This is a genomic window from Arthrobacter sp. TmtSoilC51 (genome assembly GCF_055388015.1).
Genome location: NZ_AP035877.1, coordinates 1517022 through 1540509, shown reverse-complemented (window position 1 = coordinate 1540509; position 23488 = coordinate 1517022). Strand labels below are relative to the sequence as shown.

The 23488-nt window shown below is 63.0% G+C and carries 16 protein-coding genes and 1 tRNA gene; 4 read left to right on the top strand and 13 right to left on the bottom strand.

Annotated features, from left to right (window positions below; translation table 11 throughout):
* Positions 1–380: 380 nt before the first annotated feature.
* The 7 genes from ACZ5G6_RS07110 to ACZ5G6_RS07080 form a co-directional block, all read right to left on the bottom strand.
* Positions 381–3041, bottom strand: a complete 2661-nt coding sequence (locus ACZ5G6_RS07110; protein ID WP_498690409.1) for an AAA family ATPase — start codon at positions 3039–3041, stop codon at positions 381–383.
* Positions 3042–3079: 38 nt separating this feature from the next.
* The gene (locus tag ACZ5G6_RS07105; RefSeq protein ID WP_498690407.1) at positions 3080–5821 is read right to left on the bottom strand and encodes a helix-turn-helix transcriptional regulator; all 2742 of its coding nucleotides are present in this window, start codon (positions 5819–5821) and stop codon (positions 3080–3082) included.
* A gap of 141 nt (positions 5822–5962) precedes the next feature.
* The gene (pth, locus tag ACZ5G6_RS07100; protein ID WP_498690405.1) at positions 5963–6547 is read right to left on the bottom strand and encodes an aminoacyl-tRNA hydrolase; all 585 of its coding nucleotides are present in this window, start codon (positions 6545–6547) and stop codon (positions 5963–5965) included.
* 170 nt (positions 6548–6717) lie between these two features.
* Positions 6718–7293 (bottom strand): 50S ribosomal protein L25/general stress protein Ctc, encoded by a 576-nt coding sequence (locus ACZ5G6_RS07095; RefSeq protein WP_498690404.1) that lies wholly within the window; start codon positions 7291–7293, stop codon positions 6718–6720.
* Positions 7294–7596: 303 nt separating this feature from the next.
* On the bottom strand, positions 7597–8577 hold the full coding sequence (locus tag ACZ5G6_RS07090; RefSeq protein ID WP_223936366.1) for a ribose-phosphate diphosphokinase: 981 nt from the start codon (positions 8575–8577) through the stop codon (positions 7597–7599).
* 2 nt (positions 8578–8579) lie between these two features.
* Positions 8580–10079 (bottom strand): bifunctional UDP-N-acetylglucosamine diphosphorylase/glucosamine-1-phosphate N-acetyltransferase GlmU, encoded by a 1500-nt coding sequence (gene glmU / locus ACZ5G6_RS07085; RefSeq protein ID WP_223936365.1) that lies wholly within the window; start codon positions 10077–10079, stop codon positions 8580–8582.
* A 124-nt stretch (positions 10080–10203) separates the two neighbouring features.
* Positions 10204–10275: transfer RNA gene (locus ACZ5G6_RS07080), tRNA-Gln, on the bottom strand.
* A gap of 263 nt (positions 10276–10538) precedes the next feature.
* Between ACZ5G6_RS07080 and ACZ5G6_RS07075 the strand changes: the two genes are divergently transcribed.
* Positions 10539–11138, top strand: a complete 600-nt coding sequence (locus ACZ5G6_RS07075) for a TetR/AcrR family transcriptional regulator (RefSeq protein ID WP_223937511.1) — start codon at positions 10539–10541, stop codon at positions 11136–11138.
* Positions 11139–11337: 199 nt separating this feature from the next.
* On the opposite strand, the gene ACZ5G6_RS07070 is transcribed toward ACZ5G6_RS07075, so the two are convergent.
* The 6 genes from ACZ5G6_RS07070 to ACZ5G6_RS07045 all read right to left on the bottom strand — a co-directional run bounded on the left by ACZ5G6_RS07070 (position 11338) and on the right by ACZ5G6_RS07045 (position 18035).
* Positions 11338–11619, bottom strand: a complete 282-nt coding sequence (locus ACZ5G6_RS07070; protein ID WP_498690402.1) for a hypothetical protein — start codon at positions 11617–11619, stop codon at positions 11338–11340.
* A 313-nt stretch (positions 11620–11932) separates the two neighbouring features.
* Positions 11933–13765, bottom strand: a complete 1833-nt coding sequence (locus ACZ5G6_RS07065; protein ID WP_498690399.1) for an ABC-F family ATP-binding cassette domain-containing protein — start codon at positions 13763–13765, stop codon at positions 11933–11935.
* A gap of 35 nt (positions 13766–13800) precedes the next feature.
* Positions 13801–14793, bottom strand: coding sequence for a 4-(cytidine 5'-diphospho)-2-C-methyl-D-erythritol kinase (locus ACZ5G6_RS07060; protein ID WP_223936363.1), 993 nt, complete (start codon positions 14791–14793; stop codon positions 13801–13803).
* Positions 14790–15671: a 16S rRNA (adenine(1518)-N(6)/adenine(1519)-N(6))-dimethyltransferase RsmA gene (gene rsmA / locus ACZ5G6_RS07055; protein ID WP_498690397.1), complete on the bottom strand. Its 882-nt coding sequence runs from the start codon at positions 15669–15671 to the stop codon at positions 14790–14792. The genes ACZ5G6_RS07060 and rsmA overlap by 4 nt, the downstream gene beginning before the upstream one ends.
* Positions 15672–15697: 26 nt before the next feature.
* Positions 15698–16843 carry a resuscitation-promoting factor gene (locus tag ACZ5G6_RS07050; protein ID WP_223936361.1) on the bottom strand — a complete coding sequence of 382 codons (1146 nt, stop codon included), beginning with the start codon at positions 16841–16843 and terminating at the stop codon, positions 15698–15700.
* Positions 16844–17138: 295 nt separating this feature from the next.
* Positions 17139–18035, bottom strand: a complete 897-nt coding sequence (locus ACZ5G6_RS07045; RefSeq protein WP_223936360.1) for a TatD family hydrolase — start codon at positions 18033–18035, stop codon at positions 17139–17141.
* A 159-nt stretch (positions 18036–18194) separates the two neighbouring features.
* Between ACZ5G6_RS07045 and ACZ5G6_RS07040 the strand changes: the two genes are divergently transcribed.
* Genes ACZ5G6_RS07040 through ACZ5G6_RS07030 form a run of 3 tightly spaced genes read left to right on the top strand, consistent with a single transcriptional unit; the run spans position 18195 to position 23401 of the window.
* Entirely contained in the window at positions 18195–19286 is a 1092-nt protein-coding gene (locus ACZ5G6_RS07040; RefSeq protein ID WP_498690391.1) for an AAA family ATPase, read from the top strand.
* Between the two features lie 12 nt (positions 19287–19298).
* The gene (locus ACZ5G6_RS07035; protein ID WP_498690388.1) at positions 19299–20867 is read left to right on the top strand and encodes a DUF58 domain-containing protein; all 1569 of its coding nucleotides are present in this window, start codon (positions 19299–19301) and stop codon (positions 20865–20867) included.
* Complete coding sequence (locus tag ACZ5G6_RS07030; protein WP_498690386.1) at positions 20864–23401, top strand: transglutaminase TgpA family protein; 2538 nt, start codon at positions 20864–20866, stop codon at positions 23399–23401. Before ACZ5G6_RS07035 ends, ACZ5G6_RS07030 begins: the two co-directional genes overlap by 4 nt.
* The last annotated feature ends 87 nt before the right edge of the window (positions 23402–23488 follow it).

Sequence of the window (23488 nt, the reverse complement as noted above, 5' to 3'; positions counted from 1 at the left end):
GGGGGGAGAGTCTCGGTCTCAGAAGACTCTGTCGCCGCCGGCTTCGTACAGGGCCGGACCGCCTCTCGGCGGCCGGAGCACCGGCTCAAAGAGACCACCGATGCGGTATTTCGATTTGGAATTCCGGGGATGCTTGGGGCTTACCGTCCTTCCAAGATCAGTTAACCGCGTGGCAGAAATCAGAACACCAGTAATCGGTACTCGATTAGTAGGGCGGTTTTTGGGCCCCGATACTCTGTTGTACTCAGTCCCCTGATGGGGCACTACTTGGTCCCGGACGGGATGGGACGCGGGTTACTCCATTGATTGGTGGTAATCGGTGCGCTACCGCACACAAGTGGTGCTTGGGGGCCTCGAGGGCTACTCAAACGGCTCTGCCGTCAATTGCGGACAGCAGCTCCGAGATCTTCGCGCCGGCGGATGCCCAGCTTCGCATAACTGCGATACAAGTGGCCCTCCACAGTTCGGACGGAGACCATAAGTTTCTCGGCGATCTGCCGGTCAGTGAGTCCGGAAACGGCCAGCGCCACAATATCCTGCTCCCGCCGGGTCAAGGGCACGGAACGGTCCACTTCGGTATGGGGATCGTGAAGCTGCGCGTCGCCCAGACTGGCCTCGCTGACGTCCCGCAACACGGCCGCCTGCCGTGCCTCCGGCCGTTTACCCTCGGCATCGAAGGCGATGGCGGCTTTGTCGAAGGCGGCCGCCGCCGGCCCGGGCATGCCCCCGGCCGCCAACAGGTTGCCGGCGTTAACGAACGCATCGCCGGCGCCGCCCATCTGGGCAGTCGCCAGCATGTGCCAGCCGCTGGCCCACGCCCCAGCCATCGAAGACGCAGTTTCCTGGATGGCTTCCATTGCCTGCAGGTCTCCCAGCTCTGCCCTGAGGACCAGGTTCTGGAGCAGGACGCCCGGCAGTTGATGCAGATGGGTGGTATCAGGCAGGCTCCGCAGCTTCTCCAGGCCTGTCCCCCTGTTCAAATGCTCCTTGGCGGCCAGGGTAAAGAGTTCAGCCAGCGCTTCTACATAGGCGCCGCCAGCGGCAGGGACGCCCAGGTCCGCGGACAATCGCTGGGCGAGCTCGTTGTTTCCGGATCTCGCAGCCGCATAAAACGCCAGCGCGTTACCCAGGCGGCGCAGCCTCTGCGGGTCCTTCACACGGAGGGCCTCCACCGCGGGAATCAGCAGCGCACCGGCCTGTTCCAAACGTCCCTGCCTGAGCAAGGACAGTCCTTTGAGGGCCTGCACGTCTCCGCCGAACGTAATGAGCCCCATGGCAGAACTCGCGGCATATCGGTTCAGTGCGGTCTCGGCAGCCGCCCAATCCCCCGATTCCAGCGCGGCCAAGGCATAGCGGACCAGGATGAAATCGGTGAAGTACAGGAGGTCGTCGTTGTGTTCATCCAGCAACACCAGGGCTTCGCGGCCCATCTCCAAGGCCTGCACGGCCTGCCCTTCGACCATCAGGAGTTCGCACTGTATGGCCAATAGGAAGAGCTGGTTCATGACGAAATCAGGCTCGTCCGGGCCAAGACCGGCCTGGAACGCGCCCAGTCCCCCGCGAAGTTCCCCGTAGCGGCCGTCATGGGCCAACGCCGCCAATTCCAAGGCTGCTGCATGGCGTCTGATTTGCTGGACCGCAGGATCCTCGGCCGCGCGGCCAGCCACCAGGGCGTCGGCGGCAGAATGCGCATCAGCCAGGATCTCACCTGAGCTGTCCCCCATCGCTGACCGGGCAGCGCCCCACAACAGTCCTGCACCCAGGGGCCCCGACGGGTCCGCGTCCAGGAACCCGGCATCTTCCTCGAGCAACTGCACGGCACTGCGGTAGTCGCCGTCGTTGTATTTGACCATTGCCATGACGGCACGGGCACGTGGACGCAGCGCTTCCGAACGGACCTTGGCGGCCGCCGCCAAGGCAAGCGGATTCTGGAGCAGTTTTGCGGCGAGGAACGCCGCCCGCAGCAGCTGTTCGTCGTCGACGTCGGCACCACAGTCCAGCGCCCAGCTCACCATTCGGAGCAGGCCCTCCGCTGTGGATGGCTCCGCGGGCAGATGCTGCACCATACGCTGGCGGATCTGGAGGCTGCGGGCGGGCGAAACAATATGGCGAAGGGCCTCGCCGTACATCGGGTGCCACATTTTCAGGGGGCTGCCAGCGCCGTTGCTGGAGATCACGAGCCTGTTGTCCATCAGGGACCGGAGCGTATCCCTGCCAACAAGCGCGTCCAGCACAGCGGCCGGGACGGGTTCGGACAAGGCAATCACGTACATGGCCTCCCGTTCGGCCTCGCTGGTTCGCAGTACCCTGTTCCGTACCACTTCGGAGAGGCCCTCGCCAGTGCCTGAGAGGGCCCTCGTCAGGAACCACACGCCATTTCGACGCACGAGGTTCCCGTCAGCCTTCGAATCCTCCAGGAGGCAACGGAGCAACAGGGGGTTGCCTTCAGAAACAGAATGCAAAACTTCTGCCGTGCTGGCCATGACCGCCCCGCCCAAGGTTTTCGCGGCCAACTCAGTAACTGTTTCTTTTTCGAGGGGATGGAGTTCCAGCCGCTCCGCCAGGCCGTCGTACCACAGCTGAAGGAGGGCAGGGGGTAGCCCGGGCCTTGGCCTGCTGGTGGCCACCAGCCGCGCCCAGCCGGCCGTCACCAACTCGGCCAGAATCTGGGTGCTGGCCTCATCCAGGTCATGGGCGTCGTCCACTACCAGCAGGAGCCGGGCGCCTTCGCTTCCACGCCGTTTTTCGAACTGGGACCAAAATTCGCGGAGGATAGCCACGGGCGAAGTGGCCTGTTCCACGGGCAGGTCCAGGAGATACGGTGCCAGGACACCGAAAGGAACAGTGGACAGCGCGGGACTTCCATGGATCCGCATCACCACCATTTCGTTGGCTAAACGGGCAGCGATCTCCGCTGCCATGGCCGTTTTACCAATGCCGGGATCGGCAAGGAGCAGTACGGCGCCAGCGCCCTCCTGCCTCAATATTTCAGTCGCAAGGTCCAACTCGGCTTCCCTGCCAACAAGGTACTCAGCCTGCATGGGCACGCACCCGGTGGACGGAAACTACACTCCTCGACTCACAGGAGGCCATTGAGCTCGCCTCGCGATGAGACGCCGAGCTTGGTAAATACTTGATATAGGTGTCCCTCAACGGTCCGCACAGACACCCCAATATCCATAGCGATTTCACGATTGCTGACACCCTTTCCAGCCAGTTTGGCAATTTGCCGTTCGCGCTCGGTCAACACCGGCGCGTCGCTCCGTGGTTGGATCGGCAACGCCGAGACCGATTGTTCCAGACGCTCAAGCCTAAGCTGCGCGGTCCTGGCCGCGGTGGTTTCACCGGCATCCCGCGCAAAGTCCAAGGCCATGGCCACACACCTGGCTTCGACAACCAACAAATCCAGTGCAGCCGCGGCATCGGCGGCAGCCAAAAGAGAGCGGGAACTCCTGCTCAATGATCCCCGCGCAAGATCACGGGAAATCCCAGCCAATGGGCCTTGGCGGTTTCCGGCAACTTCTTCCAGCAATTTGTACTCTGCATCCGTGCCCTCCACGGTGGCGCCGAAGAGGCAGATGCCGGCGGTTGTGAAGCGTCGTTTGGCAATGTCCTGATGGACCCTGGCGAGAAGCCGCTGTTTGACTTCCGGGTCCCCCATCCAGCGGCCTGCCATTTCGGCGCAAAACTCGGCAACGGACTCGGAGAAATAGTTTCCAGCACCCCGGCATGTCCGGTACAGGTCAAGGTACCGTCCGGCTTCCAGCGAGTTCCCCAGCTGGGCATAGGCAAAGGCGGTAGCAGCGTAAGCAACCTTGACCATGTTCATGGCCGGGCGGAGCTCAAGCTGGGCGACGGCGGAACGCAACGGCTCGATCGCGCAAGAGGGCTTTCCAGCGTAAGCATAGGACAGGCCCACGCCCAGTTCGGTGATAGCACCCCGGTACTGGAGGCGGGAAGGTGTGGAGGGTGCGCGCCGCATGAGCTCGATGCATTTGCGCCATTGTCCGGACAGCAGCAGCACCTGGAAAGCATGCCGCGCGAAAGACTCCTCCAACTGCGCTGGCCTGTCATTGTTCCCCAGCTGCCGGGACACGGTGCGTGCCAGTTGCTGCGCTTCCAGTTCCCGGCCCATCATGCAGCGGGCTTCAATGAGGCAAAAGGCGGACTTGAGCCAGTGTTCACGGTCCTCGGCCGGGTCCTTGGCCAGTTCATCTTCCAAGTCATCGATCACGTCGGCGTACTCGCCCATGTACGTCTGGTATTCATAGTTGCAAAGGAGGAGCCGGTTCCGGGCCCTCATTATGGTCTCCGGCGGGTATTTCTCCGGGTTCGAAACCATGGCTTCCAGGGTTTCACTCCCGGCGGCGATCACTCCGGGCACCATTGCCGAGCGGCCGTCAATCCACGTCATCGCCTGGCACTTCGCCGCTGTTACTTCAGCAAACTCCACAGGGTCCAAGGCGGCTATGTGCGCCTCGGACACTTCATCCAAAGCCTGGGCCGCGTGCAGGGGCAGGTCCAACATGAGGTAGGCCGCTGACTTCAGGCGCTGCCCCGGCACCCATTCGGCGTCCTTCGGGTCCAGTGAGAGTGTGCACTGGATGGCGAAGTTGGGATCGTAATCATCCAGCGCAGCCCGTCCGGCTGCGAGGGCGTGCGCGGGCGATGGTGGGGGCTCATCCTCGCACGCATGCATCCACGCGGCGTAGCTCAGCAGGTCCTGTGGAGCCAACCCACCCAACTCCGGCTCTTTGGGTCCAAGAAGCATTAACCGCAGCTCTCGCCGGCGCCGGGTACTCAGCCAACCCCGGACAACCTCACCCACGTATGCGTCGCGGAGGGAAACCCAGTGCTCCCCGGCCCGGTCTACGCTAAGCAGCCCGGATTCCTCCATCTCTACAAGCACTTCCGTGCCGAAGATGGCGGCAAGGTCCACGAGTGTTGCGCGCTGCGCGCAAGCGAGGATCTCAACGACGGTCCGGTTGGCCTGCGGTTCGCGCGCGAGCCTGGAACGGACAAAGTCCTCCACAACCGTGGCGCCTTCAAGCTTGATACGGTCCCTGAGCGTCCAAACGGAATCGTTGAGGACGAGATTGCCGGAATGGCGTTGCTCGTCCAATAGCGCATGCAGGAGCATCGGATTCCCGCCGACTGCGGAGTGGAGTGAACCCACGAGCGTCGATGAGACGTAGTGCCCCAGTACTGAACCGAGAACTTGCTTCGTCTGTTCTTCACTGAGCGTGTTGAGGTGGACTTCGCCCAGTTGCTCCTCAAGGACCAGCCGGTGAAAATCGGCCGGGAGGTCGCTGGAACGTTGAACGGTTGCAATGACCTTTGCCGTGCCAGTGGCCATCAGGTTCAGCAGTACGCCAGTGCTCATGGGATCCATGCCGCCGGCATTGTCAACGATGAAAACAGTCTCGCGGCCTGCGGCTTCAGCCCGGATCAGGGAAGTAATCGCGTGCAGAATGCCCGTGGGCGAACTGACGGCCTCGGACGGCAACCTCGCCAAGAGGAATCCGAGGCAACCATAGGGAGTTTGGCCGTTGGCAACCGTGTTGCGCAATTGCAGGCTGTGAATCTTGGGGCCAAGCGAGGAAACTACCGCCCGGGCCAAGCCCGATTTGCCGATGCCCCGTTCGCCAGTGAGCACCACACCGTACGAATCAGGCGACTCAAGGTGCTTGGTAGCACGGGAAAGATCCTGGCTCCTGGCCAGCAAGGACCATGTCTGCCGATCGGATGGACCGCCCACAAGGTCCGGAGCCGCAGCCTTTGCTGCGCCTCCACCGCCTCTGTTTAGCAACTCCGCCGACATTCGCATCCTTCGCTACACATCCGCGACAGTCCCCCACCGCTTACCTGCGTACCATGCACACTACCGCCGGGCGCCGACAGTTTGTAGGGCTAAGGGCGCCTCGAATCCTCAGGCTTTCCTCAGGCTTTCCTCAAGATTTGCTCAAGCTCTTGCGGCATGATGCTTTTGCTGGGCCGCCAACAGCCCCTCATTCATGAGCAGTTCGACGGCGTCGGCCGCCTCGTCCAGCAGAAACGGCAGTTCCTTCTTCTCCGCCGTCGCAAAATCCCGGAGGACAAAGTCCGCGGTATCCATACGGCCAGGAGGCCGGCCCACCCCTACGCGGACGCGCAGATAGTCCTTTGTTGCCAGCGCCTTGGAGATATCGCGGAGGCCGTTATGGCCCCCCTCGCCGCCACCTATCTTGAGTTTGACCGTGTTGAACGGGATATCAATCTCATCGTGGACGGCAATCACGTGATCCGGCGCAATGTCGAAGAATTTACTCAAGCCCGCCACTGGACCACCGGAGACGTTCATGTAAGTCATCGGCTTGGCCAGCACTACGCGTGGGCCGCCAATTCCCAGCCGGCCCTCCACCACCTGCGCCCTCGCTTTATGGGTCTTGAACTTGCCGCCCATGCGCGAGGCCAACTCGTCCAGCACCATCTGGCCCACGTTGTGCCGGTTGTTGCTGTACTCACTGCCGGGGTTGCCGAGGCCAACTATCAGCCAAGTGTCAGTCATGGTCTCATCCTAGGGAATCGGGTCAGGGAATCAGGTCAGGCGAACAGGGTCAGGGAATCTCTGTGGCCCGGGGGTCGACATCGCGGATGCGTGGGACAGAAGAAGAAAGTGGCCGGGACCCAAGGGGTACCCGGCCACTCAAAAGGCGTTTGCCTCACATAGTCAAAAGACTACTCAGCAGCTGCTGCGCTGGTTTCTTCTTCGGCTTCAGCAGCGGTCTCGGAGATGCGGACCACCAGGGTGTCACCTTCGGTGAGCAGGGTGGAACCCTTCGGCAGGACCAGGTCCGATGCGTGGATGTTCTCGCCAGCCTTGCGGCCTTCGATGTCAACCTCGACGGCGGTGGGCACGTGGGTTGCCTCGGCCTCAAGGGAAACCGTGGTGGCTTCGAGGCTGGCTACAGCACCCGGAACAACTTCACCGGAAACGTGGATGGCGATGTCGACGGTAACCTTCTCGCCAGCCTGGACGGTCTGGAGGTCAACGTGCTCGATGATCTGCTTAACCGGGTCGCGCTGGATGTCCTTGACGAGCGTCAGGTGCTGCTCGCCGTCGACGTCGATTGCCAGCAGGGCGTTGGAAACGCGGACAGCCAGCGTGGTGGCGCGGCCGGGCAGGTTGATGTGGATCGGCTCTGCGCCGTGGCCGTAGATGACAGCCGGGATCTGGCCGGCCATGCGTGCACGGCGGGCAAAACCCTTGCCGAATTCGGTGCGCAGTTCTGCGGTGAGCTTCTGCTCAGACATGTGTACTCCTTGATTACTGTGGCGTCCGGGAAACTCCGGACAAGTCGATCAGCAAGGGCGGAGGTCTGTGGACCTTCTACGCCCGGCGATCGTTGCTGCCCAGCAGCAAGCCCGCCTGTGTCGAAGGAGATGCAGACCCAGTCGATAACGGAGACCCGCAATTCCGGTTCAAAACGCGCACCGGATGTGCTCTCCCTCGCCAAGGTATCCCCAAGAGTTTACCAGTGGATACCGCCATAACTGAAAACGGGCCACCCGCACGCCCGGAGGCTGCGGATGGCCCGTCTTGTCAGTAGTCCGGCGTCAGGCCTTGCCGTCGAAGAGGCTGGTGACCGAACCGTCGTCGAACACTTCACGAATGGCGCGCGCGATCAAAGGTGCGATCGACAACACCGTGAGCTGCGGGAAGCGCTTCTCGGCCGGGATGGGCAGGGTGTTGGTGACAACCACTTCGCGTGCGCCGGATTCGGCCAGGCGCTGCGCTGCCGGATCCGAGAAAACGGCGTGGGTGCAGGCGATGATGACGTCCTTGGCACCGGCGTTCTTCAGGACCTGGACGGCGCCGGAGATGGTTCCACCGGTATCGATCATGTCGTCGATGAGCACGCAGGTGCGGCCTTCAACCTGGCCAACAACGGTCTTGGACACCGCCTGGTTGGGAACGGTAAGGTCGCGGCTCTTGTGAACAAATGCCAGCGGGGCACCGCCCAGGCGTTCCGCCCACTGCTCGGCGACGCGGACGCGGCCGGTGTCCGGCGAAACAACAGTGATGTTGTCCGCCTCCACCTTGGTGCGGATGTAGTCCGCAAGCAGCGGGATGGCCATCAGGTGGTCAACCGGGCCGTCAAAGAAGCCCTGGATCTGGGAAGTGTGCAGGTCCACGGACATGATGCGGTCCGCGCCGGCGGTCTTGTACAGGTCCGCTACCAGTCGGGCGGAGATGGGCTCGCGGCCGCGGCCCTTCTTGTCCTGGCGGGAGTAGGGGTAGAACGGCGAAACAACCGTGATCCTCTTGGCAGAGGCGCGCTTGAGGGAGTCGATCATGATCAACTGCTCCATGAGCCAGTTGTTCAGCGGTGCCGGGTGTGCCTGGATGACGAAGGCATCGGTGCCGCGGACACTCTCAGCGGAACGGACGTAGATCTCCCCGTTTGCGAAGTCATAGGCGTCGATGGGCAGGAGCTCGGTCTCCAGCTCCTTCGCGATTTCCTGCGCCAACTCCGGATGTGCCCTTCCGGCGGCGAGAATCAATTTCTTCTCGCCGTGTGCGGTAATTTCGCTCATGCCTATTTGCCCTCTTCTGTGGTTGCTGGAGATTGTGAGGATGTGGAGGCGGGGGTCAGCAGGGATTCCTGCGCGGCTTGGGCCAGCTTCGCTGAGGCGGTGCCGGGGCGGTTGGCCAGCACCCAGCCTTCGGAGTTTCGCTGGGCGGCCAAGCTAACGGCCAGGGCTCCTGGGGGGACATCATTGCGGATGACGGCACCGGCGCCGCTGTAAGCGCCATCACCGACTGTCACGGGAGCTACAAAAACGGTGTTTGAACCAGTCCGCACACCCGAGCCGATCACCGTGCGGTGCTTCTTCTCGCCGTCGTAATTGGCCGTGATGTTGCCACAGCCGATGTTGGTGTCCTCGCCAATTTCAGCGTCACCCGCGTACCCGAGGTGGGACAACTTGGAACCGCGGCCGATGGTCACGTTCTTGGTTTCGTAGAAGGCACCGATCTTGCCGGTTTCCCCCAGCACCGTTCCCGGGCGGAGGTACGTGAACGGTCCAACGCTTGCACCGGCTCCGATGGTGGAACCCGAGCCATGAGTGCGGGTCACCTTGGCGCCTTCGCCCACGTTGACGTCGGTCAGTGTTGTGTCAGGACCCACGACGGCGTCCCTCGCCACAGTGGTGGAACCGTGCAGTTGCGTGTTGGGCAGCAAGCGTACGTCTTCATCGAGCCTCACGGTGGAGTCGACCCATGTGGTGGACGGATCCACTACAGTGACGCCCGCGCGCATCCAGGACTCGACGATGCGGCGATTAAGCTCGGCGCCGAGCGCGGAAAGCTGGATGCGGTCGTTGGCGCCCTCAACCTGCCAGCGGTCTTGGGTCACGACGGCGGCAACCCGGCCACCGGCGTCGCGCGCCAAGCCCAGGACGTCAGTGAGGTACATCTCGCCCTGTGCGTTGTCAGTGGTGACCTTGGCCAGCGCGGTGCGGAGCACGGCGGCGTCGAAGGCGTAGATGCCGGAGTTGACCTCGAGGATGGTGTGCTCAGCTTCGCTTGCGTCCTTGTGCTCGCGAATGCCGGTAACGGTGCCGTCCTCGGCACGCAGGATGCGGCCGTAGCCCGCGGCGTCGTCCAATACCGCGGTTAGCACCGTCACTGCGTTGCGCTGGGCTTCATGCGTGGCCACGAGCTCGCCCAGCAATTCGCCGGTCAGCAAGGGCACGTCCCCGTAGGTGACCACAACAGTTCCGGTGAGTTCCGCTTCGGCGTCAAGTGCCTTGAGGGCAACCTCTACCGCGCGTCCTGTGCCCGGGATCTCGTCCTGGTCGACAATCAGGGCTTCGGGGTCCAGCGCGGACACGTGTTCTGCCACGCGGTCGCGTTCGTGCCGGACAACAAGGGCAAGCTTCAGGGGTTTGATGGAGCGGGCGGCGAGGAGGGCGTGGCCCACCATGGAGAGGCCGCCGATTTCATGGAGAATCTTGGGAGTCCGCGACTTCATTCGCGTTCCGGCACCTGCAGCCAAGACGATGACTGCTGCGGGACCGGTGGTTTCGGGGCTCACGTACTGGCTCTCCTTGCTCGGTTTTATCCCGGGTGACCCGGCTTCGGAATGCTGCCATCCCAACTATGGACCCAGGCACCGTTCGAGCTGTTCCAGGTACAGAGTGGAGCGCATTTTCCGACCGTTCCGCCCATAGGATTCGAACCTATACTCCACGGCTCCAAAGGCCGGGGTGCTGCCATTACACCAGAGCGGACCGTGCATGCTGGCACCCCCAGGCGGCAGGGCCTGACGGTTTCCCGGATCACCGGGATGCACACACAAGAATCTAGTTTGCCATGACCTTTGCATGGTTCGCGACTTGACCCGCTGCGACGGGTCTCCGGATGCCCTGTTACGGCCCTTTCCGACCAGCCGCGGGGCGGCTTAGGGCATGATGGACACGTGAGCAAGCGCACTGAACTTCCCCGGCCCGCAGCCGCCTTCGAGCCTCTGGCAGACCGCCCCGTGCGGCTGAGGATGACGGGACACCAGCGCCGCTCCCAGCTCATCGGCATTGGCCGGGCACTCTTCGCGGCCAAAGGCCTGGACGGCACCACGATCGAGGAAATCGCCGCCTCGGCGGGCGTTTCCAAACCAGTTATCTACGAGCATTTCGGATCCAAGGAAGGCCTCTACCGGCAGGTTGTCGAGACCGAATTCCGGATCCTCCTGGACTCAATCACCGAGGCATTGAGCACCGATGCCAAACCCCGCGTCCTGGTCGAACGTGCGGCATTGGCACTCCTTGGCTACATCGAAGACCGCACTGACGGGTTCCGAATCCTCATGCGCGATGCCCCGCCCTCCCAACCCGAGGGCGCCTTCTCCACGCTGCTATCCCATGTCACTGCCCGCGTGGAACACCTGCTCTCCGATGAATTCGCCCGCCGCGGATTCAGTGCCGCAGACGGTGCCATGTACGCGCAGATGCTCGTTGGAATGGTGGCCATGACAGGCCAATGGTGGCTGGACAGCCGTGAGCCGGACAAGCGCGTAGTAGCCGCGCACCTGGTGAACCTGGCCTGGAACGGACTCACAGGCCTGCAGAAAGAACCAGAGCTGCGATCCGACGCCTGACGCTCTCTCACATCCCGGCCCCTTCTGCCCGACGCTCTCTCACCTCCGAACGCCCTTTGCCCGACGCTCTCTCACATCCGAACGCCTCCTGCCTGACGCTCTCTCACATCCCGGCCCGTCTCAGCCAACCCTCACTCACATCCGAACGCCCTCTGCCCGACGCTCTCTCACATCCCGGCCCGTCTCAGCCAACCCTCACTCACATGACACCCTTAAACATCGCGCGCTTTGCCTCTTCCCCATTCCGGAAATGGCCGTCTTTACGACGAACGTGCAAAAGGAAGCTGAGGAACGTTAGGCCGAGGATCATTGCTGTGAGGGACACGTAGTCCACGGCATCCCACGTACCTCGAAGGACGAGCCTAGTGCCTACGATCACCATCTGCAGGGCAGTCCAGGTCGACCACAGGACAAACTGAAAGCGAAAGCCCCCGCGGGACATCCTGGGCTGCAACCTCTTAGGGGCCTCGACCTCGGTCATTTGCCGAGGCTACAAGCCACGTCTCTGATTGGGAACAGGCTCAACGCACCGCATAACAGCCCTGGCCACGTCGATGGCCCGCTATTCCGTCGCTGGCCAGCAACAAAAAAGCGGTCTGGCGACGTCATACCCCAGTCGCGCCGGGATGTGGCCTGTCAATGAGAGAGCAACGCCTAAAAGCCGGTTTGATGTGAGAGAGCAACCCTTAGAAGCCCGTTGGAAGTGAGAGAGCAACCTGAAACGCGGAGGATGCGCGCCCTTCTTTCGCCGCCGAGCCCGGCGACAGAGCAGTCACCGAGCCGCGACGCAACAACTATTCGCCGAGGATTTCCGCGGCCTCGAGCCATTCAAGCTCCAGGCCCTCTTTCTCGTCCAGCAGTTCCTGCAGCTTGGCGTTGAGTTCGCCCAATGCGTCGAAGTCCCCGGACTCGGATTTCGCGGCCATTTGGGTGTGCAGCTTTTCCTCCTGCTGGGCAAGTTTGTCCAGTTGGCGGTCGATCCTGTTAAGGTCCTTGCGGGCTTCACGCTTTTCGGCCTCGCTGGCGCCGGACGGAGCAGCAGCCGAAGAAGAAGATCCGTTGGCAGAAGTCGGTGCGCCGGATCCCCCACCTACAGCGCCGGAAGCCAGTGCCGCTTCGCGCAGTTCAAGGTACTGGTCCACGCCACCCGGCAAGCCGCGGAGTTTGCCGTCGCCCAGCAGGGCCATCTGGTTGTCCGTAACGCGCTCCAGAAGATAGCGGTCGTGGCTGACCACTACGAGGGTTCCGGGCCAGCCGTCAAGGACGTCTTCGACGGCGGCAAGGGTATCGGTATCGAGGTCGTTGGTGGGCTCGTCGAGCATGAGCACATTGGGCTCCCCCACCAGCAGACGAAGGAGTTGGAGCCGGCGGCGCTCACCACCTGAGAGATCGCTGACGGGTGTCCACTGCTTTTCCTTGGTGAACCCGAGCTGCTCCACCAGCTGTCCAGCCGTGAATTCCTTGCCTCCAACGCTGAAAGACCGCTTTTCACGCTCAATGACCTCGATGACGCGCAGGTCCGAGACGTCGTCGAGCTCTTTGACGTCCTGGGTGAGCACAGCGGTGACCACGGTCTTGCCGCGTTTGACTTTCCCGGACGTGGGCTGGATTTCACCGTTCAGCAGCTTCAGGAGCGTGGACTTGCCGGCTCCGTTGACGCCCACGAGGCCAAGTCTTTCGCCCGGCGCCAGGCGCAGGGTGATGTTGTCGAATAGTTTCTGCCCGTCCTCCCCGTCGAGAAAATCAAGGGTCACGTTCTCGAGGTCCAGCACGTCCTTGCCCAGGCGCGCGGTTGCCATCTTGCTGAGGGCTACGGAGTCGCGGGGATCCGGCACGTCGGCGATGAGGTCGTTGGCAGCTTCGATACGGAACTTCGGCTTGGCAGTACGGGCGGGGGCGCCCCGCCTCAGCCAGGCAAGTTCCTTTTTGACGAGCTGCTGGCGTTTACCTTCGACGACGGCGGCCATGCGGTCGCGCTCGGCGCGCGCCAAAACGTAGGCGGCGTATCCGCCGTCGAACATGTCCACCATGGCGTCGTGGACTTCCCAGGTGTAGTTGCAGACTTCATCAAGGAACCAGCGGTCGTGAGTGACCACCAGGAACGCGCCTTGGTTGGCGCGCCAACGCGTCTTGAGGTGCTTGGCCAGCCAGGCGACGCCTTCGACGTCGAGGTGGTTGGTGGGTTCGTCCAGCATGATGACGTCGTGGTCTTCGATGAGGAGCTTGGCCAGTGCAACACGGCGCTTCTGGCCGCCGGAGAGCGCATGGACGTTGGCGTGCCAATCAACATCGCCAACCAGCCCGCCCATGACTTCGCGGATCTTTGCGTTGGCTGCCCATTCGTGGTCCGCGCGGTCGCCGACAATCGCAGCGCCAACTGTCAGGTCGCCGTCGAGCACGTCGCCTTGGTCGAGGTAGCCGACGTTGACGTCCCCACGTTTGGTGACGCGGCCTGAGTCGGGCGTCGAGCGCAAGGCGAGCAACCGCATGAGGGTTGATTTTCCGTCACCATTGCGGCCGACCATGCCGATGCGGTCACCATCCTCCAAACCGAGGGTGACGCCGTCGAGGACAGTGCGGGTCGCGAACGAAACGGTGAGGTTTTCGCCGCCAAGCAGGTGGGCCAATGGGTACTACTTTCTACTGCTGGAATGCGGAGCTACTAAAGGAGGGTATCGGAGATGATCCGGGCACCGGGCACGGGGCCGTGGACGGCAAGTGCAGTGTGGCCTCGGTGGGTCAGCTCTTCAGCGAGGACACTGGCGGACACCGAGTCCCTGGCGAGTAGTGCGATGGTGGGTCCGGAGCCGGACACCATGCCGGCCAGTGCGCCCCGGGCTTCACCCAAGCCGATGGTATCGCGGAGCTGTGGGGCCAGCGCGATGGATGCACGCTGGAGGTCGTTGATCAACACCCTGCTGAGGGTCTCGGGATCGCCATGCCGGAGCGCTTGGAGGATAGTGGGGTCCACGTCCACGGGTTCCGGGACTTCCACGCCTTCGGAGTCGCGGAGTCCGTCGAGGGTACGGAAAACGTCGGGCGTGGACAGTCCGTAGTCTGCGAATACCAGTACCCAGTCCATTTGGGCCTTCGCCAGCGCGGGCGACAGTTTGTCGCCAACACCGAGCCCGACGGCGGTCCCGCCCAGCAGCGAGAACGGCACGTCAGCGCCCAATTCGGCTGCCAGGTGGGCGAGTTCCTCACGGGAAAGGCCGCTGTTCCAGAGCGCATCGCACGCAAGCAACGTGGCTGCGGCGTCGGCGGAACCCCCACCCATGCCTCCGGCGACGGGCACGCGTTTGGTGATTTCCAGATGGACGCCGGTTGGATTCTCGGATAACTCGGCCATGATGGCTGCTGCCTTGTAGGCGAGGTTCCGTTCGTCCAGGGGAATATCGACGCCGTCCAGGTCCAGCGTGCTGTTGGGGCTGATGCTGACGGTAATTCCCTCAGCCTCGGTGCTGGTGGCCGCCACCTCCTCATACAGGGAAACGGCAAGGTAGACGCTTGCCACGGAGTGATAGCCGTCAGGGCGCAACGGACCCACACTCAGCGAAACGTTGATCTTCCCCGGCGCCTTGACCCGGACAGTCCTGGCATGGAAACGATCACCTACGTATGGCAGGCTGCTGGGTTTGCGGGTGTTCGGACTCATGCGTCCGCTGGGTGGCGGGCTTCGGCAATCCGGACGTAAGCAGAGATGTCCAGGACCTCACCCCGGGCTGTGGGATCGACGCCTGCGGCCACGAGGCACCGCTCGGCCTCGGCCGCGCTGCCCGCCCAGCCGGCCAGTGCTGCGCGGAGTGTCTTGCGGCGCTGCGCGAAGGCGGCGTCAATCACGGCAAACACTTGCTCGCGGGTGGCGTGCGTGACGGGAGGGTCATGGCGCGTAAAGGCAACGAGCCCTGAATGGATTTTCGGAGCCGGCCAAAACACGTTCATGCCGATCACGCCGGCCTTGCGCATGTGCCCGTACCACGCAGCCTTCACCGAGGGCACGCCGTAGATCTTGCTTCCCGGGGTCGCTGCAAGGCGGTCTGCGACCTCGTCCTGCACCATGACCAGGCCATGCTGCAGGCTCGGGAAGTGCTGCAGCAAATGCAGCACCACGGGGACAGCCACGTTGTAGGGAAGGTTGGCCACCAGTGCTGTCGGTTGTACTGGCAGCTCCGTGACCTTCATGGCGTCCGAGAGGACCAGGTGGAAATTGTCTTCAGCTTCGGGACGCCATGCACGAACGGTCTCGGGAAGCTTCCTGGCCAGCACGGGATCAATCTCGACGGCGACCACGGTTCTCGCCGCATCCAGCAGCCCGAGCGTCAGCGAGCCAAGGCCCGGGCCCACCTCAAGTACGGTTTCCTCGGCGTCGATATTGGCTGCCGAGACAATCCTGCGGATGGTATTTCCATCGATGACAAAGTTCTGGCCCAACGTCTTGGTTGGGCGTACACCGATTTCCTCGGCTAACCGTCGGATGTCTGTGGCGCCCATCAAAGGCACGACGGCGGCGGGTTCGGAATTCGGTTCAGTCACCTAGGTATCGTATCGTCTGTGCGGGGTCAGGCTGCGTGTGCGCAGCCCCAGTCGCTGAGGCCGTTCTTGGCGTAGAGGCGGTTAGCGATTTCGATCTGCTGTGCTTTGGTCGCAAGGTTGGCGGTGGGGGCGTAGGCGCCGCCCCCGTTGGCCAACCACGTGGGGCTGGAGAACTGCAGGCCGCCGTAGTAACCGTTGCCGGAGTTAATGGACCAGTTTCCGCCCGACTCACACTGGGCGATCCTGTCCCACATGGCCTCGTTCGGGGCGCCGGTGGGACCACTGGAGGTGGCAGCCTTCGCAGCAGTTACGGGCCGGGCTTTGGTTCCGACGGCGATCTTCTCGGTGACAGGCTGGGTAGTGACATTGCTCGATACAAGGGTGCGGGACGCTTCACGACCATCCACCAGGACAAGCTTGAAGGTCTTCACAACCGAACCTGCAACGCCCTTTTGGGTTACTTTCTCATCGCCCTTGTAGAGCTCGGCACTATCGGTGCTAACGCTTTCGAAGGGCATTTCCTCGGTAGCTTCCGCGGTCTTGCTGGTGTCCACGCGGGAGACCTTGATCACCATGTCCTGGATGACCGGAGCGTTGCCGGGCTGGGAGACGCGGTCGCTGACACCCAAGGTGACTCCGGCATCCTTCAGGACGGTGGCGACGTCCGGCGCGGTGGTGGTGGTGCTGGTGTCCTTGCCGTCAGCCACCAAGCTGATCGTCTTTGGGGTGGAGATCGAAACGAACGAGCCCGTGACAGCCAGGGAGGCGTCCTTCGGCTGGGAGATTTCGGAAGAACTCGCCACTCCCAGTTCACTCACCAGGCCGGCGACGTCCGGGGCGTTGGTGTTGACTGTCTTGCGGGCGCCGTCCAATTCGATGGAGACGGCCTTGGCGAGGTTGATATTGACGACTGAGCCGTTTTCCACCTGGGCATCAAGGTCCGGGGAAACGCGGTCTGCATCCTTCAGCTCGACCTTGGCTGCTTTGACCACTTGGTCAACTGTGCCGCCGAAGGTCTGGATGGAGCTCACCTTGCCATCAACGTTCAGGGTGATTGTCTTGTTGTTGCCGACGAAGGCAACTACACCGACCACCAGTGCTGCAACAACCAGCAACTGGGCACCGACTTTGAGAAAGCTGAACTTGCCATCCGTTGTGAAGAACTTGATCACGATTGCCCATAACTCTCAGACCGTCCGGGCACGGGGAAAAGCGCAAAAAATTAATGCCAGCCGCAAAACTGAGGGGCCAGGCAAAAAAGCCTGGTCCCACCCTCTGCTGCCGGCATCTGCGCCGCCAAATACATTCAACTAAAGAGTCCGGACGGATCCGGACCAGTTGTCCGAAGGCCTTCCCCGACCCCGGCTACTTGTTGTACACAGTAACCGATCCGTTATAAACGGACCAAGAATTCTACATACCGGGTATTCAACGTCACAGCGTCATATGGGGTGCGAAAGCCAGCGCTCAGGCCCACGATCCGTAGGCATTCACGGTATTTTCAGCCAATCTGGCGCAAAGTTCCGAAAGGTCATCTTTTGTCACTTCCGCCATGGACCGGACGGTGTACGGCACCATATAGCTCGCATTTGGCCGGCCACGGTGCGGGTGCGGCGTGAGGAATGGCGAATCCGTTTCCACCAGAATGCGGCTGGGCTCTGCGATCCCCAACGCTGCCCGGAGGTTGCCGGCATTCTTGAACGTCATCGTCCCGGCAAAAGACATGTACCAGCCGTTGTCATTGCAAATGCGGGCCAGCTCCTCATCACCGGAGAAGCAATGGAAAACCACCCGCTCCGGGGCCCCTTCCTCCCTCAATACCTGCACAACGTCATCGTGTGCGTCGCGGTCGTGGATCTGCAGCGTGAGGCCAAGCCGCTTGGCGATGTCGATGTGCCTCCGGAAGGAATACCGCTGATGGGTCAGGCCCTCACCGCGGGTTCGGAAGAAGTCCAAGCCCGTCTCGCCGATGGCACGGATCCGAGGGTGTCCAGCCAGTGCCTCGATCTCTGCGAGCGCCGATTCCAGTTCCCCACGGCCAGCGTAGACAGGTGCGTCGTTGGGATGGATGGCAACGGCGCCCAGTAAACGGGCATCGGCTTCCACTGCCTCTACGGTGAAGCGGGAGGATTCCAGGTCACAGCCCACCTGGATCGCCCCTTGGACACCAACAGCCTCCGCGGAGTCCATAGCGTCCGCTACGCTCACCTCGATCAGTCCGTGCCGGAAATCCAGGTGTGTGTGGTTGTCCATCACCGGGACGGGCAGCGGTTCCGGCGCCGGCGGGTACTCTTTGCGGGAATCCGCTGCTTCTGATGCGCCGGGGGACGCGCGATAGGGAGACGGGGCGAGGGAATTGCACATGTTCCCACCTTAATCGGACTGCAGTCCCCCATGCTCCCGGACAAATTCCAGTTGGCACATAAATTCCCCTGAGCACTATGTCAGGGACGGCCAAAGTCTGGGTAGTCTGGAACGGACAGGCGGCCGACAGCGGCGTTGGCCACGGCTGAAGGGCAATCCATGGAGTCCAAGCGACAAGTCACTGTTGAACCTTCGCGGCTACAGGGCGAGGCGTACTCTGCCCTGCCCCGGGATGCCGCCGCGTTCAACGGACACAAGCCGCAGCAGGTCATGGACGCCGAGCGTTTCCACGATGCCAGCGAGCGCATCCTGGCATCGATCAGCAAGGTCATCGACGGCAAAGCGGACGCAGCGAAGCTGGCCCTGACAGTTCTCCTGGCCCAAGGCCATCTCCTGCTGGAGGATGTGCCCGGCGTTGGCAAGACGCTGTTGGCAAAGACACTGGCGCGAACAGTGGATTGCACCGTGTCGCGGATCCAGTTCACCCCGGACCTCCTGCCCTCTGACGTGACGGGCGTGTCCATCTACAACCAGTCCTCGCGGCAGTTCGAGTTCCGGCCCGGCGCCGTGTTCGCAAACATCGTGATCGGCGACGAAATCAACCGCGCCTCGGCCAAGACCCAATCCGCGCTGCTGGAGTGCATGGAAGAACACCAGGTGACGGTGGACGGGCATTCGTACCAGCTGGGATTGCCGTTCATGGTGGTCGCGACCCAGAATCCCATCGAAATGGAGGGCACCTACCCGCTGCCCGAGGCCCAGCGCGACCGCTTCATGGCAAGGATTTCCATGGGCTACCCGGACCGGGATGCCGAGATCGAGATGCTGGAGACGCATCAGGCCTCCTCGCCACTGATCAACGTAACCCCCGTGGTGACGGCCGCCGATGTGGCAGCCATGATCGCAGCCGTCCAGCAGGTCTACGTATCCACGGCCATCAAGGAATACACGGTGGCCATCGGCCGTGCCACGCGTGAGAGTGCACGCCTTCGACTCGGCGCCAGCCCACGGTCCTTGCTGCAGTTGTTGCGCGCCGCAAAGGCCACGGCGGCGCTGGATGGACGCGACTTTGTCCTTCCGGATGACGTCGTGGACGTGGCCGAATCGGTACTCGCCCACCGCATCATCCTGGACCGCAAGGCCGCGAGTTCCGGAGAAACTCCGCAAACCGTGCTGCGGGGCATTCTCGCTTCCCTCCCGGTTGCCCAGGAACCGCCGGGCGCGTGGCGCAGGGACAAGCAAAGCGCGTAGGAGACAGCCCGAATGGCACTCGTGGATCGGCTCCCCAAGCATTTGTTCACCAGCCGCGGATGGGGATTGCTCGCCGCCGGGGTGGTTTCGCTGGTCTCCGCGCACATCATGGGCAGGCGTGATCTCCTGACGCTGGCCGTTTTCCTGTTGATCCTTCCGTTGGTTGCGCTGGCTGGCGTCCGGGTGCTGAAACCCAAGTTCCAGGTGTATCGGGAGTTCAATCCCTCCACGGTTGAAACGTCCACCGCCACTACTGTTCGGCTGGCAGTTGCCCGCTCCACGTTCTCCACCGGCCACGTGATCATGGAGGAGCAGTTGCCTCCGCGGTTCGGCGATCCGCCGGCTTTCCGGTTCCCGGCGCGCTCAGCAACAGGCGGTACCAGCCGCTACGAATACCATCTGCGGTCCGGCAAGCGGGGCCAATTCCGCATCGGCCCCGTCACCGCCGAGTTCAGCGACCCGTTCGGCTTGTCGCTGCGGCGCCATTCCATCGACGACGGCGACCTCCTCACCGTGACGCCGGCCGCCCTCGAACTTCCCGTAACGGGACTCGCCGGGGCGCGTGGCAACGACGGCGTAACAGCCACCCGTATCAGGGCGAACCCCAGCGACGACGACATCATGACGCGTGAATACCGGCATGGGGATCCCATGCGCCGCGTCCACTGGCCCGCCACGGCGCGGCACGGACAGCTCATGGTGCGCCAGGAGGAATCCGTGACCACACCGGAGGCCACCATCATCCTTGACCAACGCTTCGCAGCCTTCTCGTCCAGCAGCGGCTCTGTTTTCGGACTGCACGACGACGACTCGGACCTGGTGACGAGCCCCAATTTCGAGTGGGCTGTGACAGCGGCGATGTCCATCAGCGCGCACTTGGCCGAACGGAACTACTCGCTGCGCCTTCTGGATGCCTACGGCAGCCCGGCATTCATCCGCTCGCGGTCGGCGCCGGACCCGGGCGTGGAAGAGTTCAATGGCGTCGGCGGCCTTCATGCCATCGCCGAAGGGCTGGCCGCCATTGAGCTGAGCGGTCCAAGACACCACTGGGTTGACCACCACAGGGCTGAACACCAACGCCCTGAACACCAACGGGCCGGACAAAACACTTCAGGGCACGCCCTGCGCTCCCCTGATCCCACCGGTTCCACACCTAACCGGCATAGTGGGGCTTCGGAGATCCCCGGTCAGGAAAATGTTGATTCCGTCTTCGAGGATCGCCTCATGGACAAGCTCGCCGCACATCGTTTGCGCGGCCCACTCCTTGCCTTGCTCGGCCATCTGACTTTGGCCGAGGCCAAGGCGCTTGCCCCAGCGGCCGGCTACGGCGCCAATGCCTTCGCCCTGGTAGTCCTGGACCCGCCCGGAAACAGCGGATCACGCAACAACGAGTCAGGAAACAACGAGCCCCGCAACAATGACGAGATCCTGGAAACGTTGAGGCAAGGCGGCTGGAAGGCTGTCTCCGTCACGTCGAAGACGCCACTGACGGCAGCGTGGTCCAGCTTTGACGAAGGCGGCATAGTGGTTGCTGCGAGCGCGGCCATGGACGTTCGGCGCGGAGCCGCGGTGCCACGATGACCGCCACTTCCCATCGGGGGTCCCCCACAACGTACCCGGGCGACCCATCCGGGCAAGGTGCAGGCGGAGCCGTCAGTCCGCCGCCGCAACGGCCACAGGCACCTGGACTCTACCCGTGGATCATGGCGGGCTCCGTGGCCGTTGCCATTCTGGGTGCAGCCCTATCCCTGAATGGAGTGTTCAGGGGCTGGGCCTGGTTCATGCCGCTGATCACGACGGTTGTGGCTGTTGCCCTGACACTGGCAATCCTGCGGACCCTCCGTATCCAACCGTTGCTTGCCACCTTGGGTGCTTTGGCAGCGTTGGCCGGGATACTCACTTTCACGTTCTGCCGGCAGGACAGCTTCCTGGGCTTCATCCCCACCACCGGCACCTTTGGGGCGGTGGGTCGGCTCATCAAGCGGGCCGCTGAGACTGTTGTGTCCGAGAGCGCTCCGGTTGCCCCCAATGCGGGGATCGTATTTGTCACCTGCGCATGCCTGGGACTACTGGTGATCCTGATCGACGCGTTGGCCGTCCCGCTCTCGATGCCGGCAGCCAGCGGAATCGGTCTCCTTGCCGTCATGGTGGTTCCGGCAACCATCAAACCGCAAAGTGTAGGAGTCGCAGGCTTCGTTGGGGCCACGGTGGGATATCTGCTCATCCTTGGGTGCAGCCAGTGGTTCGCCCCCGACGCGAGGCTGCAGTCCGGAGCCCCGCGAAGTTCGGGCCAAATCAGGCGCTCCCTGGTGACGGGGGCACTGGCTCTGGGACTCGCTTTGGTTGTTCCGCTGGCAATTCCCGGCTTCGAAACCGGTACCTTTCCGCAAGGTTCGCGGTTGAGTCCCTGGGGTACCTCGAACGGCCTCAATCCGATGATCACGCTGGGTAACAGCCTGCGCAGTCCCACGGGGTCCGGACGCATCACGTACTCCACCAGCTCCAGCGCAGCCACTTACCTGAGGTCCGTCACCATTGACCACTTTGACGGCGAAACGTGGGCGCCGGATGACCGCTCTGCCATACGGCGCGCAGGGGTGGACCGGATAGAGCCGGGTTATTCCATTCAAGGTGAAGTCGTGAACGCGGTGACGTCGATCAACGCGGGCTTGTTCACCAGCCCTTACCTACCGGCGCCGTTCGCCCCCGTATCTGTCAATGGCCTCAATGGCCGTTGGACGTGGGATCCTGCAACCCTCAGCATCATGAGCACCGAGACGAGCACGCTGGCCCAACGGTATGTGGTCTTCTCAGCGGCGCCCAGGATCACTGCCCAGGCCTTGTCGCAAGCCACGGGTCAGCCCCGATCCGTTTCGGAAGACTTCCTCCGCGTCCCGGGGAACCTTCCAAGCATTGTGCGCCAGACCGCGGAACAAGTCACGGCTTCGGCAGGCAGCAACTATGCAAAGGCGCTGGCCATCCAGAAATACCTTCGCTCCAGTGAATTCACGTATTCCCTACAGGCTCCGGTGCAAAACGGGTATGACGGCAACGGTTTGTCCGTTCTGGCGGACTTCCTGGCTGTCAAGAGCGGCTACTGCGTCCATTTCTCCTCCGCCATGGCGGTCATGGCACGCGTGGAGGGCATCCCCAGCCGCATCGCTGTGGGCTATGCACCGGGCCGCCTGACAGGCGAAACCGTAGCTTTGGTTGGGCAGGGGTCCTTCCCCGAGTATGAGGTAGACGCCCGCGATGCCCATGCGTGGCCCGAGCTCTACTTTGAAGGACTGGGCTGGGTGCCGTTTGAGCCCACCCCCTCGCGCGGCGTTGTTCCGGAATATGCCACGGAGTCCTCGGTCCCCGGCAGCCTGAGCACCAATGCTGACGAGAAAGACGTGCCGGGCACCTCAGTGACGCCTGCCCCGAGCACCGTTCCGCTGCCAGGAGGCGACACGCCAACCGCTGGCTCTGGTGCAAGCGACCCTCTGCCAACTGTCATTGCCACGATTGCGGCAGTGCTGTTGCTCGCGGCTTTCCTTTGTTCGCCGAGGCTTAGCAGGGTGGTCCTGCGACGCCGCCGGCTCAACCCCAAGAAACCAGCGGACCGCGGATCACCTGATGCCCTGTCACCGGACGCCGCATCACCGCAGGCCGCGTCCCCGGGTCAGCACGACTCCGCCGCCCTCGCTTGGGCGGAGTTGCAGGACCTCGCCACGGACTTTGGTGTACCGTCCACGCCCAGTGAAACGCCGAGGCATTTTTCTGCCCGTCTCCGTTCAAGTTCGGTCCTGGGCGAGGCCGGAGGTCTCGACGACGCCGCACATGCCGCCGTTACGTCACTCACCGCGGACTTCGAACGGCAACGTTATGGCCGCCCCATGGAGGCGGCCTCGCCAGCGGCGGCCAGGGTCGCCGTCGTGCGTGAATCGTTGCGGAACAACGCCAGCTGGCTGGTTCGCTTCCGCGCCAACTGGCTGCCGCCCTCGCTCATGCGCCGGTGGTTCCATGCACTGGGTGCCCCGTTCCGCGCTGTAGGGACGCTTTTCCGGCGGACGGGGCACGGCATCGCCAGATCCTGGCGCGCACTGAGGGGCCTGCTTCCGCAACGCCGTTGACACCGCCAAAGCCCGGCGGGAACAGCAAAGGGCCCGGCTCCGGAACGTGTGGTTCATTCCGGGGCCGGGCCCTTTGCTGGTGTCTAC